At 38.1% G+C, this 12,978-nt stretch carries 13 protein-coding genes; 12 read left to right on the forward strand and 1 reads right to left on the reverse strand.

The genetic code is table 11. The features are described 5' to 3' along the window. The 7 genes from scpA to ACFSFW_RS00625 all read left to right on the forward strand — a co-directional run bounded on the left by scpA (position 1) and on the right by ACFSFW_RS00625 (position 7,530). Positions 1-2,199, forward strand: coding sequence for a methylmalonyl-CoA mutase (scpA, locus tag ACFSFW_RS00595; protein WP_388034434.1), 2,199 nt, complete (start codon positions 1-3; stop codon positions 2,197-2,199). After that, on the forward strand, positions 2,192-3,292 hold the full coding sequence (meaB, locus tag ACFSFW_RS00600; protein ID WP_388034436.1) for a methylmalonyl Co-A mutase-associated GTPase MeaB: 1,101 nt from the start codon (positions 2,192-2,194) through the stop codon (positions 3,290-3,292). The genes scpA and meaB overlap by 8 nt, the downstream gene beginning before the upstream one ends. A gap of 204 nt (positions 3,293-3,496) precedes the next feature. Next, entirely contained in the window at positions 3,497-3,934 is a 438-nt protein-coding gene (locus tag ACFSFW_RS00605; RefSeq protein ID WP_099360646.1) for a BrxA/BrxB family bacilliredoxin, read from the forward strand. A gap of 305 nt (positions 3,935-4,239) precedes the next feature. Continuing rightward, entirely contained in the window at positions 4,240-5,025 is a 786-nt protein-coding gene (locus ACFSFW_RS00610) for a basic amino acid ABC transporter substrate-binding protein (protein WP_388034438.1), read from the forward strand. Positions 5,026-5,064: 39 nt separating this feature from the next. Then, on the forward strand, positions 5,065-5,724 hold the full coding sequence (locus ACFSFW_RS00615; protein ID WP_121447982.1) for an amino acid ABC transporter permease: 660 nt from the start codon (positions 5,065-5,067) through the stop codon (positions 5,722-5,724). Further along, entirely contained in the window at positions 5,717-6,451 is a 735-nt protein-coding gene (locus ACFSFW_RS00620; protein ID WP_304218426.1) for an amino acid ABC transporter ATP-binding protein, read from the forward strand. The genes ACFSFW_RS00615 and ACFSFW_RS00620 overlap by 8 nt, the downstream gene beginning before the upstream one ends. Before the next feature lie 125 nt (positions 6,452-6,576). Then, positions 6,577-7,530: an aromatic acid exporter family protein gene (locus ACFSFW_RS00625; protein ID WP_304218423.1), complete on the forward strand. Its 954-nt coding sequence runs from the start codon at positions 6,577-6,579 to the stop codon at positions 7,528-7,530. Positions 7,531-7,607: 77 nt separating this feature from the next. Here ACFSFW_RS00625 and prli42 read toward each other — a convergent pair whose 3' ends face one another. Further along, positions 7,608-7,700, reverse strand: coding sequence for a stressosome-associated protein Prli42 (gene prli42, locus ACFSFW_RS00630; protein ID WP_165918224.1), 93 nt, complete (start codon positions 7,698-7,700; stop codon positions 7,608-7,610). Between the two features lie 189 nt (positions 7,701-7,889). On the opposite strand from prli42, the gene mce reads away from it, so the two are divergent. From mce to ACFSFW_RS00655, 5 genes are all read left to right on the forward strand, one after another. Then, positions 7,890-8,312 (forward strand): methylmalonyl-CoA epimerase, encoded by a 423-nt coding sequence (gene mce / locus ACFSFW_RS00635; RefSeq protein WP_388034441.1) that lies wholly within the window; start codon positions 7,890-7,892, stop codon positions 8,310-8,312. Next, positions 8,309-9,859: an acyl-CoA carboxylase subunit beta gene (locus tag ACFSFW_RS00640; RefSeq protein ID WP_388034443.1), complete on the forward strand. Its 1,551-nt coding sequence runs from the start codon at positions 8,309-8,311 to the stop codon at positions 9,857-9,859. The genes mce and ACFSFW_RS00640 overlap by 4 nt, the downstream gene beginning before the upstream one ends. Positions 9,860-9,932: 73 nt before the next feature. Next, positions 9,933-11,051, forward strand: coding sequence for a tripeptidase T (locus ACFSFW_RS00645; RefSeq protein WP_388034444.1), 1,119 nt, complete (start codon positions 9,933-9,935; stop codon positions 11,049-11,051). A gap of 127 nt (positions 11,052-11,178) precedes the next feature. Then, complete coding sequence (locus ACFSFW_RS00650; RefSeq protein ID WP_388034446.1) at positions 11,179-11,640, forward strand: chemotaxis protein CheW; 462 nt, start codon at positions 11,179-11,181, stop codon at positions 11,638-11,640. Between the two features lie 60 nt (positions 11,641-11,700). Then, positions 11,701-12,954, forward strand: coding sequence for a DNA polymerase IV (locus ACFSFW_RS00655; RefSeq protein ID WP_388034448.1), 1,254 nt, complete (start codon positions 11,701-11,703; stop codon positions 12,952-12,954). The last annotated feature ends 24 nt before the right edge of the window (positions 12,955-12,978 follow it).

Raw genomic sequence — 12,978 nt, forward strand, 5'->3', positions numbered from 1 at the left:
ATGGCTAAAAGACTTGATCTTTCCAAAATAAAGTTAAAGAAGTCGGATATACCATCAACTCCTGAACAATGGACTGAAAAAGTAGAAAAAGAAATCAAGCAATCTATTGAGGATTTACTATTTGAGACAAACGAACAAATTGCAGTAAAACCTTTATACACAGAAAAAGATTTGGATGGGCTAACTCATCTTGATTATATGCCTGGTGTTCCTCCATTCTTACGTGGGCCATATCCAACGATGTACGTCAATCGCCCATGGACGGTTCGTCAGTATGCTGGATTTTCCACAGCAGAGGAAAGTAATGCTTTTTACCGCCGAAATCTTGCAATGGGGCAAAAAGGCCTTTCTGTTGCATTTGACTTAGCTACTCATCGTGGTTATGATTCAGACCACCCTCGTGTTGTTGGTGATGTTGGTAAAGCTGGAGTGGCGATTGACTCGATTCTTGATATGAAAACATTATTTGATGGAATCCCACTCGATCAAATGAGTGTTTCGATGACGATGAATGGTGCCGTCCTTCCAATCATGGCTTTCTATATCGTGACAGCAGAGGAGCAGGGGGTTCCTCCTGAAAAATTATCGGGAACGATTCAGAATGATATATTAAAAGAATATATGGTTCGAAACACGTATATTTACCCACCAGAAACTTCGATGAGAATTATTTCTGATATTTTTGAGTACACGTCTAACAAGATGCCGAAGTTCAATAGCATTAGTATTTCTGGATATCATATGCAAGAAGCAGGTGCACCAGCAGACCTTGAGTTAGCATATACCCTTGCAGATGGGTTGGAATATGTACGAACAGGAATTAAAAAGGGGATAGACATTGATTCCTTTGCACCTCGCTTATCTTTTTTCTGGGCAATCGGCATGAATTATTTTATGGAGGTAGCAAAGATGAGAGCGGCTCGACTCATTTGGGCGCAAATGATGAAGGCCTTCAATCCGAAAAATCCAAAATCCCTTGCTTTAAGAACACATTCACAAACTTCAGGATGGAGCTTAACCGAACAAGACCCTTACAATAATGTCACAAGAACATGTATTGAAGCATTGGCTGCCGTCTCTGGTCATACCCAATCCCTGCATACAAACGCACTGGATGAGGCGATCGCACTACCAACTGATTTTTCTGCCCGTATCGCTCGAAACACTCAATTATATTTACAAGATGAAACGGGGATTTGTAATGTAATTGATCCGTGGGGTGGCTCCTATTATGTAGAATCCTTAACCAAGGAGCTTATGGACAGAGCGTGGAAGCATATTGAGGAGATTGAAGAGCTTGGTGGAATGACCAAAGCGATTGAAACAGGTCTACCGAAAATGAGAATTGAGGAGGCGTCCGCTAGACGCCAGGCAAGAATTGATTCGGGCAAAGAGACCATTATTGGTGTGAATAAATATCGATTACAAAAAGAGGATCCCATTGATATTTTAGATATTGATAATACGGCAGTTCGCTTGAAACAAATTGAGAGACTAAATGATTTAAAAGCTTCTCGTGATGACAAAAAAGTCGATGAGGCATTAGCTGCTATTACAAACGCAGTTGCAACAGGAGAAGGAAATTTGTTGGAGTTAGCGGTGAATGCGGCTAGAGTTCGTGCGACTTTAGGAGAAATTTCAAATGCAGTTGAAAAAGCATCGCAAAGACATAAAGCCGTTATTCGTTCAATTAGTGGAATCTATAGCTCTGAATATTCAAATGAGGAAGAAATTATGAACGTTAAGAATATGACGGATGAGTTTTTGGAGAATGAGGGAAGACGTCCGAGAATCCTGATTGCAAAAATGGGTCAGGATGGACATGACCGGGGAGCAAAGGTAATTGCAACTGCCTTCGCGGACCTTGGCTTTGATGTGGATATCGGCCCGTTATTCCAGACACCTGCAGAAACAGCCCTGCAAGCAGTGGAGAATGATGTACATGTAATTGGAATGAGCTCTCTTGCTGCGGGCCACAAAACATTACTACCACAGCTTATAGAAGAGCTTAGAAAACTAGGACGAGAGGATATTATTGTGATTGTGGGCGGTGTCATCCCTGCACAGGATTATGAGTACTTGAAAGAACAAGGGGCTGCTGCCATTTTTGGACCTGGTACAGTTATACCGGTCGCTGCCCAAACAGTCATCGAGGAAATTTATCGTCGTTTAGGGTATGAGGAAGAGAGCAATGAATGACAAGAAAAATCGTCCGGATTGGGTGCCAGATAACGCCTCTGATGGTTTCACAACCGAAATCGTGAAGGGAAAAGAACAAAGTAGCCCTTCTGAAAGACGTAAATTTGTGAAAAAGAAAGAGCGTTCAATAGAAGAGTTTGTGCAAGGAATTCGAAACGGTGATCGCGCCATTCTTGCACAAGCGATTACACTTGTTGAAAGTAATGCAAAACGTCATCAAGACCAGGCTCAGGATGTTATTAATGAAATTCTACCCCATACAGGTAACTCCGTCAGGATTGGTATAACAGGAGTACCTGGAGCAGGGAAAAGTACATTCATTGAAAGCTTCGGTTCGTATTTATGTGAGCAGGGGCATCGTGTAGCTGTTTTAGCTGTTGACCCAAGTAGCAGTATTACAGGTGGAAGTATTCTTGGGGATAAGACACGAATGGAGACACTTGCCCGAAATAAGAATGCCTTTATTCGACCATCATCTTCAGGCGGGACCCTTGGTGGGGTTAATCGAAAAACAAGAGAAACGATTTTACTTTGCGAAGCAGCGGGTTTTGATGTGATTTTAGTAGAGACAATTGGTGTAGGTCAAAGTGAAGTTGTGGTAAGAAGCATGGTCGATTTTTTCCTTCTTCTCGTTTTGACAGGTGCAGGAGATGAATTGCAAGGTATGAAAAAAGGGGTCATGGAGCTAGCTGATGCATTATTGATAAATAAAGCGGATGGAGACAATAGACAGAAGGCAAAGGTAGCACGCGGAGAATACAATCGGATTCTCCACTATCTTCAGCCAAGCACCAAGGGCTGGGCATCAAAGGCGTATACAGCTTCAGCACTTTATCATGAAGGTATGGAAGAAATGTGGAAAATTATCCAACGGTTTGTTGAGACAACGAAAGAATCCGGTGTTTTTACAGAACGGAGGAACTCACAAACGAAGCATTGGATAAATGCAATGATAAAAGATTATCTTGAAACAAGCTTCTTTAATCATCCGTCAATTAAAACACAACTTCCCATATTAGAAAATAAGGTTGTCCAGGGGGACTTAAATGTAACCTCGGCTGTGAAAGAATTAATTCAGCTATATGAAGCATAAAAAAAGAAGGAGAGCAAAATATTGCTTTCCTTCCATCTAGGGAGTTTAGGGGTATGATCTAGATGTATTTATAGAATACCCGAATAATGTAATTTTAAACATTCTTTTGGTAATTAAATCAAAGCATTATCGTTTGTAAAAACATGTTGTAAATTGATATTATTAAAGAGGCAAAATAATTATCTAAGTGGAGGAGTGTTATAAATGGAAATAGATTTCAATCTGTTTATGAATGATATAGTAACAACAGCTCGTAAAGAAATTGCGGAAGCTGGATACCAAGAGTTAAAAACACCTGAAGAGGTTGAGGAAGCACTTGGCAAAAAAGGTACAACATTAGTAATGGTTAACTCAGTTTGTGGTTGTGCAGGTGGAATTGCAAGACCAGCGGCAGCACATTCAATCCATTATGATAAGCGACCAGATCAATTAGTGACCGTGTTTGCTGGTCAAGATAAAGCTGCAACTGAAAAAGCGAGATCCTATTTTGAAGGTTATCCGCCATCATCACCATCATTTGCATTATTAAAAGATGGTAAGGTTGTAAGAATGATTGAGCGTCACGAAATTGAAGGACATGAACCAATGGATGTAATTAATAAATTACAGGATTCCTTTGAGGAATATTGTGAAGAAGTATAAGAAGCCTTAGAGGCTTCTTTTTTTTGAGATAAATAATAAAAATATGCATAATATAGTTGATTCTTTATCGCTTTTCTACTTTAATTGTTTATATTAGTAAAGTGATTAGTGTGAATTATTCGAACGATTTTGCACTGCAATTTATCCCCTAAAGACCATTGTATACGGAATAATAACACGTTCGAAGCAAATAATAGAATTATTAATCAATTATTATTTTTAAAAAACATATTGTATATTTATGCAGATGTGTTAAAATACATTTTATCGAATAATTATAAGTAATGACATAGGGGGAAATCATAATGAAAAAGTTTTTACTAGTAACATTGTTTACTATTTTATCAATTGCATTTTTAGCAGCATGTGGGACAAGCGATGACAATGCAACAGGATCTGAAGAAGGAACGGAAGAAAAAAAGGTATTAACAATGGGAACGTCAGCAGATTTCCCGCCATTTGAAACAATTGATGCAGCATCAGGAGAATATGTTGGGTTTGATATTGATTTAGCAAATGCAATTGCGGATAAACTAGGTTATGAGCTTAAAATTGAAAATATGGATTTTGGTGGACTAATAAGTGCATTACAATCAGAACGTCTTGATTTTATCATTTCAGGTATGTCAGCAACGGAAGAACGTAAGAAAAGCGTTGATTTTTCAATGGAATACCATAAATCAGGTGAAATGTTTGTAACATTAAAGGATTCTGGAATCAAAACATTAGAAGACTTAGAAGGAAAAACAGTCGGAGTTCAATTAGGTTCTATTCAAGAAGAAGGCGCTAAAAAAATTAAAGAAGAGACATTAAAAAGTCTTGAAATCTCAGCATTAAATAAAGCGCCAGAACTAATTCAAGAGTTAAAAGCAGGAAGAATTGATGCAGTATATTTAGATAAAACTGTTGCAGTTGGATTTATTGAAGAACTAGACCTAGCTGGATTCGATGATCCAACAGAGGCTTCACCAGGTATGGCGATTGCTTTTGCAAAAGGTGATGAACTAGTAGATGAATTTAATAAAGTGTTAGAAGAAATGAAAGAGAACGGCGAATTAGAGAAATTACAGAAACAATGGATGGAAGAATAGGTCAAAATTTTTGGTAGAAATGAGGTGTAAGGCATGGGTTTGGATATTGACTTCTCCGGAATCCTGCCTTCAATTCCGTTTATACTAGAAGGAATCGGTATTACGGTTTCCTTTGCACTAGTATCGGCAATTTTAGGTTTAATTCTCGGGACAATTTTAGCGGTTTTTAAAATAAGCAAAGTTTCATTTTTAAAGTGGTTTGCGGATATTTACACTTCTATTTTTAGAGGTACACCACTTATCCTTCAATTGGTTCTAATCTATTTTGCAGTTCCACAGCTTTTTCAATATGATATTGATAAATTTGTAGCAGGAGTTTTGGCGTTCGGACTAAATTCAGGTGCATATATTTCTGAAATCATTAGAGCAGGTATTCAGGCAGTTGATAAAGGCCAACAAGAAGCGGCAGAAGCGCTTGGGATTTCATACCGACCAATGATGTTAGATATTATCCTACCTCAAGCAGTCAAAAATATTTTACCAGCACTCTTAAATGAATTTATTACCTTAACGAAGGAATCTGCGATTGTAAGTACAATTGGATTATTGGATATTATGAGACGAGCTCAAGTTGTCGGAGCAAACACATTCCGCTATTTTGAACCATTATTAATTGCTGGTCTAGTATATTGGATTATCGTTACAATCCTCACATTCCTAGGCGGAAGACTTGAGAGGAGGTTGCGTCGTAGTGAGTAATGATCATATTAAAGTAGAAGGTCTTCATAAATCTTTTGGCAAGTTAAACGTGTTAAAAGGGATTACGACCACCTTTAAACAAGGAGAGGTGGTAGCGATTATTGGTCCTTCTGGATCTGGAAAATCCACATTTCTTAGATGTTTAAATTTACTTGAAAAACCGACACAGGGACAGATTTGGGTTGGTCAAGATGAGATCACAAATGCTAAGACGAATATTACAAAGGTTCGTGAGCATATCGGAATGGTGTTCCAGCATTTTCACCTGTTTCCACATAAGACAGTCCTTCAAAATCTCACGTATGCACCTATGAAGGTAAGAGGGCTTTCCAAGCATGATGCGGAAAGTAAGGCTTTGGAATTGTTAAACCAGGTTGGCTTATCAGAAAAGGCCAATGAATATCCAAATCGCCTTTCTGGTGGTCAAAAACAAAGGGTAGCAATCGCAAGAGCTTTAGCGATGGAACCTGAAATTATGTTATTCGACGAACCAACTTCAGCACTTGATCCTGAGATGGTAAAAGAGGTTCTTAATGTTATGAAAGGATTGGCTCATACAGGGATGACAATGTTAATTGTAACCCACGAAATGGGCTTTGCTCGCGAAGTAGCAGATAAGGTACTCTTTATGGATGATGGAGTCATCGTTGAAGAAACAACTCCAAATGAGTTTTTCACAAATCCAAATAGCAAACGTGCGCAGGACTTCTTAGAAAAGGTTCTATAAAAAGAATGATCAACGTGATCATTCTTTTTTTCGTTCATTAAGTATAGTAAGATTAGTAAATATGTTTTGTTTTTCCTATATATAACAATATAATAAATTTATTATGGATTTTTAGGAGCCGATTTATGTTTAAAATAGGTTATCGAACGTTAAAAACAGCTATAGGTACAACGATATCTATATCCATCGCAAAACTAATAGGATTAGATAGTTTTGCATCTGCTGGAATTCTAACGATTTTATGTATTAAAGTAACAAGAAAAAAATCGCTGGAAAGTTCATGGGAGCGATTTGTTGCGTGTGTAGTTGGGATCATATTTTCGTTTGTATTCTTCGAGGGTATTGGCTATCATCCATTAACAATTGGGTTATTACTGCTATTTTTTATCCCTACAGTAGTTATTCTAAAAGCTAAAGATGGAATCGTAACAAGTACCGTTATTATTTTACATATATTTTCAGCGGGTAATGTAACCTTAAATTTAATTGTTAATGAACTAGGGTTAATTATCATTGGTATTGGTGTTGCGCTACTTGTAAATCTATATATGCCAAGTGTTGACAAACAACTTAAGGCATACCAACAAGAAATTGAAACCCTATTTGGAAATATATTAAACGAAATGGTCCATTATCTTCGGACGGGCGATAGTATTTGGGATGGTCGCGAGATAACAGCTATTGAGGAATTATTAAAAAAAGCGAAAAGCATTGCCTATAGAGATGTTGAAAATAACTTAATGAGGGATGGAAATTTATATTATACGTATTTTGAAATGCGAGAAAGGCAGTTCGAGATTCTGCAAAGAATGTTACCTACTATTACTTCAATGACCCAGTCAGTGGAACAGGGGAAAATGGTTGCCGATTTTATTATGGAGGTGAGCCAGTCCATTCATCCTGGAAATACGGCTATTGTATTTTTGAAGAAACTAGAATCTATGCGTAAAGAGTTTAGAGAAATGCCACTGCCAGTAACTCGAGAGGAGTTTGAAACAAGAGCTGCACTCTTTCAATTTATAAAAGAAATGGAAGAGTATTTAATTATAAAAAGACTATTCAAGGGGTTGCCAGCCTAATAGTATAATGTTTAGAGGAGACCAAAATGGTCACCTCTAACGTTGTTAAAAAAACTGCATCATTTAAAATGTTTGAATTAAAACCACATACCTACGCCTGCTAAGAGGGTAGTAATTAGCATTACTCCAATCATTAAATATACAACAATCTTTTGAGTTTTACGGGACATGTCACTTACTCCCTTCTGCTTACATACTTATTTATTACTATTTTACCTTGAAAAACCAACTTGGACAACCATTATGTATTATTCATTATAACTGAAAATACACAAATTATTATGAGTTCATGCTACAATATAGTTATTATATGAAACGCTTACAATTATTGAGCGAGCGCTCGCTTGAGGAGTGAAAACATGATAAAAAAAATAGACCATATTGGAATTGCAGTCTCATCGATTGAAAATTCCCTCCCATTTTACACAAATATTCTTAATCTCCAATTAGAAGGCATTGAAGAAGTAGAATCAGAGAATGTAAAAGTTGCTTTCATTAAGATAGGGGAATCAAAGCTAGAACTATTGGAGCCTCTTTCACCAGAAAGTCCAATTGCTAAATTTATAGAAAAACGTGGCGAAGGAATTCATCACATTGCCATAGGCGTCTCATCGATTGAAGCTCGTATAAAAGATATGAAGGAAAATGGTATCCGAATGCTTGCAGATGAGCCCAAGCTTGGTGCAGGCGGTGCAAAAATTGCATTTATGCATCCGAAATCAACAGGGAGTGTCCTATATGAGCTTTGTGAGAAACCTAGCAAGGGGGAAATGAACAAATGATAGATATTTATGAAAAAATTAATGAACTTTATGATCGCCGTCGTGAAGTTGAATTAGGTGGCGGAGATGAAAAAATAGATAAACAACATGAAAAAGGAAAATTAACTGCACGAGAACGAATTGACTTATTACTTGATAAAGGCACTTTTGTAGAGTTAAATCCTTTTATTGAACACCGCAGCATAGACTTTGGCTTAGTTGATAAAAAAGGACCTGGTGATGGAGTTGTAACAGGCTACGGTAAAATCAATGGCAGACCGGTCTATTTATTTTCACAGGATTTCACGGTGTTTGGTGGAGCACTCGGAGAAATGCATGCGAAGAAAATCGCGAATGTGATGGATCTAGCTGCAAAGAATGGGGCACCTTTCATTGGCCTAAATGATTCGGGTGGCGCAAGAATCCAGGAGGGAGTCGTTTCTCTTGATGGATATGGTCACATTTTTTATAGGAATGCAATCTACTCTGGAGTTATCCCTCAAATTTCGGTGATTATGGGTCCATGTGCTGGTGGTGCTGTGTATTCTCCTGCGATTACTGATTTTGTATTCATGGTTGAAAAGACGTCTCAAATGTTTATTACAGGGCCGAAAGTTATTGAAACCGTAACGGGTGAGAAAATTAGCTCAGAGGATTTAGGTGGAGCAAACGTACATAATTCAATAAGCGGGAACGCACATTTTTCAGGAGAAACTGAAGAAGAGGTGCTGCAGCAGGTAAGAGCTTTAGTAAGCTATCTTCCCCAAAATAATGAAGAAAAGGCCCCGATTCTGCCAGTAGAGGAAAATGATGATTACCGACCTGACTTAACAGAAATCATTCCATTCGATGCAGTCAGACCCTATGATGTTCGAAAAGTTATCAACCAAGTAGTCGATGCTGATACATTCATGGAGGTTCATAAAGATTTTGCGAAGAATATTGTTGTCGGGTTTGCTAGAGTAAAAGGAGAGGTTGTTGGGTTAGTTTGTAACCAACCAAAATACATGGCAGGTGGACTTGATATTGATTCATCTGATAAAGCCTCACGATTCATTCGTTTTTGTGATTCCTTTAATATCCCACTTATTACATTTGAGGATGTGACAGGGTTCTTCCCAGGGGTAAAACAAGAACATGGAGGAATTATCCGCCACGGAGCAAAGATTCTATATGCGTACTCAGAAGCAACGGTACCTAAGTTAACTGTCATTCTTAGAAAGGCATATGGAGGGGCCTATGTCGCACTAAACAGTAAATCAATTGGTGCTGATTTAGTTTTTGCATGGCCTAATGCTGAAATTGCAGTAATGGGTCCACAGGGGGCAGCTAATATTATTTTTGCACGTGAAATCAACGAAAGTGATAATCCTGAACAGACACGTGCGCAAAAGATCGAAGAGTATCGTGAAAAATTTGCCAATCCATATGTAGCAGCAAGCCAAGGAATGGTTGACGATGTCATCGATCCTCGAGAAACAAGAATTAAAATCATCCAAGCTTTAGAAATGCTACGAAACAAAAAAGAAACACGCCCTAATAAGAAGCATGGGAACATTCCGTTATAATTCAACAATTTGATTTTTGATGATAATATGATAGGCTAAAAACATTAACCTATTCATCTTGGAGGTACATAGTATGATTAATCAGGACAGACTTGTTAATGAGTTTTTAGAGCTCGTACAAGTAGACTCAGAAACAAAATACGAAACAGAAATTGCAAAGGTTCTAAAAGAAAAATTTACTGCATTAGGTGTACACGTTGTAGAGGATGACACCACTAGTCAAACAGGACATGGGGCAGGGAATTTAATATGTACTCTTGAAGCCACCAAAAGTGATGTAGATCCGATTTACTTTACTTCTCATATGGATACAGTTGTCCCTGGTAAGGGCATTAAACCTTCAATCAAGGGTGGTTATATTGTCTCAGACGGAACTACGATTTTAGGCGCAGATGATAAAGCGGGTCTTGCTGCTATGTTTGAAGCAATCCGTGTTTTGAAGGAAAATCAAATCCCACACGGTACAATTGAATTTATTATTACTGTAGGCGAAGAATCTGGTCTTGTCGGTGCTAAAGCATTAGATCGCTCGATGATTACAGCCAAATATGGATATGCACTCGATAGTGACGGAAAAGTTGGAGATATTGTTGTTGCTGCACCTACACAAGCTAAGGTAAGAGCAACAATCATCGGAAAAACAGCTCATGCAGGTGTCGCACCTGAAAAAGGTGTTTCAGCAATTACGATGGCAGCAAAAGCCATTGCAAAAATGCCACTAGGACGTATTGATGAAGAAACAACTGCTAATATTGGGCGTTTTGAAGGGGGCACACAAACAAATATTGTTTGTGACCATGTTGAAATTTTAGCTGAGGCACGTTCTTTAGTGACAGAAAAGATGGAAGCTCAAGTTCAGAAAATGAAAGCAGCTTTTGAATCTGTTGCAGCAGAGATGGGTGGTAGAGCTGAGGTTGAAATTACGGTCATGTATCCTGGATTCAAGTTTGCAGATGGCGACCATGTTGTTGAGGTTGCAAAACGAGCTGTTGCGAAAATTGGTCGCCAAAGTGCGCTCCAAAAAAGCGGTGGGGGCAGTGATGCCAACGTCATCGCAGGACATGGCATTCCTACTGTTAATCTTGCTGTAGGATATGAAGACATTCACACAACAAATGAAAAAATGCCAGTAGAAGAACTAGTCAAAACCGCTGAACTTATCGTTGCGATTGTTGAAGAAGTTGCAAAATAGAGTATTAAAAAAGTGGAATTCTCTCTTGGTTGAGGGAGTTTCACTTTTTTTATTTCCTTTCATAAATACGTAAAGTATGATAGATATAAACATAGATTGTTGTTACTAGACCTGAGGTGAATGATAGATGGAAGATCAAAAAGTCGTTGTATTTTCATCAGGGAATGAGGAATTTGGCATTCCTGTTTTAAAAGTTATTTCGATAGAAAGAGCCCAAAAGTTAAACGCTATTGTGCAAATGCCAACATTTTTGCTAGGTATGTTAACGATTCGTGATCAACTCATTCCGATTGTTGATGCGGGAATTATTTTATTTAATAAACCAACAACTCATACAGATAAAACGAAGATTATCGTTATTCAAACCGATTCATTATCAGTGGGACTGCTTGTCGATGATGCGATAGAAATAATGGATATCCCTCAAACTCAATTGAAACAATTGAGTTTAACCTACCAGCTTTCCCCGTACATAACAGGAGTTGCGACCCTTGAGAATCGATTAATTACTTTACTCAATGTGGATAAACTGTTTGATAGTCTTGAAGGATTTGATAAGATTGAGGATCACATTCAAAGTCACCAATAGAATAGGTGGCTTTTTCTATGATAAACTATATTTATGGATTATTAGTAGGAAGTGCAAATCATGAAAGAAATGTATCCGAAAAATGGGAAGGTTATTTTACATGTGGACATGAATAGCTTCTACGCATCAGTCGAGGTTGCCTATGATCCTTCTTTACAGGGTAAGCCTTTAGCGATTGCAGGGAATGTCGAAGAGCGTAAAGGCATCATTGTCACCTGTAGCTATGAGGCTCGGGCCTTTGGAGTGAAAACAACGATGCCGTTATGGGAGGCAAAACGAAAATGCCCAAACCTTATCGTTCGTAAACCAAACTTTGAACGCTACCGTAGGGCTTCATTGGCCATGTTTGATATCCTTCGCACATACACGGATTTAGTTGAACCAGTTTCAATTGACGAAGGCTATATGGATATTACGGGCTGTTATGAAAAGGGGTCCCCGATTGAAATTGCGACTTCCATTCAAGAAACCTTACAGAAAACGCTTCTACTTCCTTGTAGCATTGGAATTGCACCAAATAAATTTCTAGCAAAAATGGCATCCGATATGAAAAAACCATTAGGAATCACTGTATTGCGGAAGCGGGATGTTCCGATCATTCTCTGGCCCATGCCAGTTGGAGAAATGCATGGAGTAGGTTCGAAAACGGCTGAAAAATTGGCTACAATCAGTATTCATACAATTGGAGACCTTGCTAAGGGAAACGATATTCAACTAAAGCAATTATTAGGAATTAATGGTGAGCGGATTAAGCAAAGAGCAAATGGAATTGACAACCGACTTGTTGACCCTGAAGCCATATCCGAATTCAAAAGCATTGGTAATTCGACAACATTACCAAATGATTCAACAGATGAGGAAGAGCTTCTCGGTGTTATCAAAAGATTATCGAATTCTGTTGGCGCACGTATAAGAAGGAAGGATATGTTATCCAATAATGTCCAGCTGATGATTCGATATGCTGATCGAAAAACGGTAACAAGAAGTCGAAAACTTGATAACCCGATTAATCAGGATGAAGAGATTTATAAAGCGGCCAAGCGCTTATGGACAAAACATTGGAACGGGGAACCAATTCGATTATTAGGTGTCACAGCTCAGGAACTTGTGGAGAAACAAGAGGCATATAAACAACTTGATCTTTTTTCTTATGAGAAGGAAGCGAAAAAAGAACCCTTACTTAAAGTGATTGATGAATTAAAAGGGAAGTATGGGGATGAGATTGTATCAAAAGGGGTTAAAATACCTAAAGATAAAAAACCCCGAGATAATGAACATGGAACAAGTTTTGAGAAAGACTTCTTAAGCGACTAAATACAAAAAGACCCCAACTCATAT

The sequence above is a fragment of the Ferdinandcohnia salidurans genome, from assembly GCF_042680725.1.
Taxonomy (GTDB): Bacteria; Bacillota; Bacilli; order Bacillales; family Bacillaceae_L; genus Ferdinandcohnia; species Ferdinandcohnia salidurans.

Bases quoted from the DNA above. Each gene is read 5' to 3' on its own strand.
- ACFSFW_RS00650 (WP_388034446.1), top strand. From the start codon at position 11,179: ATGGAAGATCAAAAAGTCGTTGTATTTTCATCAGGGAATGAGGAATTT.
- mce (WP_388034441.1), top strand. From the start codon at position 7,890: ATGATAAAAAAAATAGACCATATTGGAATTGCAGTCTCATCGATTGAA.
- ACFSFW_RS00605 (WP_099360646.1), top strand. From the start codon at position 3,497: ATGGAAATAGATTTCAATCTGTTTATGAATGATATAGTAACAACAGCT.
- ACFSFW_RS00645 (WP_388034444.1), top strand. From the start codon at position 9,933: ATGATTAATCAGGACAGACTTGTTAATGAGTTTTTAGAGCTCGTACAA.
- ACFSFW_RS00640 (WP_388034443.1), top strand. From the start codon at position 8,309: ATGATAGATATTTATGAAAAAATTAATGAACTTTATGATCGCCGTCGT.
- prli42 (WP_165918224.1), bottom strand. From the start codon at position 7,700: ATGTCCCGTAAAACTCAAAAGATTGTTGTATATTTAATGATTGGAGTA.
- scpA (WP_388034434.1), top strand. From the start codon at position 1: ATGGCTAAAAGACTTGATCTTTCCAAAATAAAGTTAAAGAAGTCGGAT.
- meaB (WP_388034436.1), top strand. From the start codon at position 2,192: ATGAATGACAAGAAAAATCGTCCGGATTGGGTGCCAGATAACGCCTCT.
- ACFSFW_RS00625 (WP_304218423.1), top strand. From the start codon at position 6,577: ATGTTTAAAATAGGTTATCGAACGTTAAAAACAGCTATAGGTACAACG.
- ACFSFW_RS00610 (WP_388034438.1), top strand. From the start codon at position 4,240: ATGAAAAAGTTTTTACTAGTAACATTGTTTACTATTTTATCAATTGCA.
- ACFSFW_RS00655 (WP_388034448.1), top strand. From the start codon at position 11,701: ATGAAAGAAATGTATCCGAAAAATGGGAAGGTTATTTTACATGTGGAC.